This window comes from Streptococcus oralis, from assembly GCF_003943385.1.
In the GTDB taxonomy this organism is placed as follows: Bacteria; Bacillota; Bacilli; order Lactobacillales; family Streptococcaceae; genus Streptococcus; species Streptococcus oralis_CA.
Genome location: NZ_RJPI01000022.1, coordinates 1 through 1,933, shown reverse-complemented (window position 1 = coordinate 1,933; position 1,933 = coordinate 1). Strand labels below are relative to the sequence as shown.

Below are 1,933 nucleotides of genomic sequence, written 5' to 3'. Positions count from 1 at the left end.
TGCAGATACTGATGCTGAAGCTGATTCACTTGAGCTTACTGATGCGCTAGTTGATTGGCTTGCTGATACTGATGCTGAAGCTGATTCACTTGAGCTTACTGATGCGCTAGTTGATTGGCTTGCTGATACTGATGCTGAAGCTGATTGGCTTGAGCTTACTGATGCGCTAGCTGATTGACTTGCACTTACAGACGCTGAAGTTGATTGGCTTGCAGATACTGATGCTGAAGCTGATTGGCTTGCACTTACAGATGCTGAAGTTGATTCACTTGCACTTACAGATGCTGAAGCTGATTGGCTTGCACTTACAGATGCTGAAGTTGATTGACTTGCAGATACTGATGCGCTAGTTGATTGGCTTGCACTTACAGATGCTGAAGCGCTTTGGCTTGCTGATACAGATGCTGATTGGCTTGAACTTACAGACGCTGAAGCTGATTGACTAGCTGATACAGATGCTGAAGCTGATTGGCTTGCACTTACAGATGCTGAAGTTGATTCACTTGCACTTACAGATGCTGAAGCTGATTCACTTGCAGATACTGATGCTGAAGTTGATTGACTTGAGCTTACTGATGCGCTTGCTGATTGGCTTGCACTTACAGACGCTGAAGCTGATTCACTTGAGCTTACTGATGCGCTAGTTGATTGGCTAGCTGATACAGATGCTGAAGTTGATTGACTTGCAGATACTGATACGCTAGTTGATTGGCTTGCACTTACAGATGCTGAAGCGCTTTGGCTTGCTGATACAGATGCTGAAGCGCTTTGGCTTGCTGATACTGACGCTGAAGCTGATTGGCTTGCTGATACTGATGCTGAAGCTGATTGGCTTGAGCTTACTGATGCGCTAGCTGANTGACTNGCACTTACNGANGCTGANGCGCTTTGGCTNGCACTAATTGACGCAGACTGGCTCGCGCTTGCTGAGATAGAAGCTGAGTTCTGGTTGTTAGATGCTGATGCTGAAGCACTTTGGCTGGCGCTTACTGATGTTGAAGCACTTTGACTTGCACTTACAGATGCGCTTGCTGATTGGCTAGCTGATACAGACGCTGAGTCGCTTGCACTTACAGATGCTGATGCTGATTGGCTAGCTGATACAGATGCTGATTGGCTTGAACTTACAGACGCTGAAGCTGATTGACTAGCTGATACAGATGCTGATTGGCTTGAACTTACAGACGCTGAAGCTGATTGACTAGCTGATACAGATGCTGATTGGCTCGCACTGATGCTTGCTGATACTGATGCTGATGCTGATGCGCTTTGGCTCGCACTAATTGACGCAGAGTGGCTCGCGCTTACTGAGATAGACGCTGAGTTCTGGTTGTTAGATGCTGAAGCTGAAGCACTTTGGCTTGCGCTTACTGATGCTGAAGTACTTTGACTTGCAGATACTGAAGCTGAAGCTGAGTGACTAGCTGATACAGAGGCTGATTGGCTAGCACTGATGCTTGCTGAGATAGATGCTGAAGTGCTTTGGCTCGCACTAATTGACGCAGACTGGCTCGCGCTTACTGAGATAGACGCTGAGTTCTGGTTGTTAGATGCTGAAGCTGAGGCACTTTGGCTTGCGCTTACTGATGCTGAAGTACTTTGACTTGCAGATACAGACGCTGAAGCTGAGTGACTAGCTGATACAGAGGCTGATTGGCTAGCACTGATGCTTGCTGAGATAGATGCTGAAGTGCTTTGGCTCGCACTAATTGACGCAGACTGGCTCGCGCTTACTGAGATAGACGCTGAGTTCTGGTTGTTAGATGCTGAAGCTGAGGCACTTTGGCTTGCGCTTACTGATGCTGAAGTACTTTGACTTGCAGATACAGACGCTGAAGCTGATTGGCTAGCTGATACAGATGCTGAGTGACTAGCACTTACTGATGCTGAAGCGCTTTGGCTCGCACTAATTGACGCAGACTGGCTCGCGCTT

Annotated in this window: 1 protein-coding gene; it reads right to left on the bottom strand. The window is 47.5% G+C overall.

Features of this window, described 5'->3' with window-relative positions; translation table 11 throughout:
• Positions 1 to 1,933: hypothetical protein (locus tag D8803_RS09565; protein WP_190316824.1), on the bottom strand; the 1,933-nt coding region annotated here is incomplete at both ends.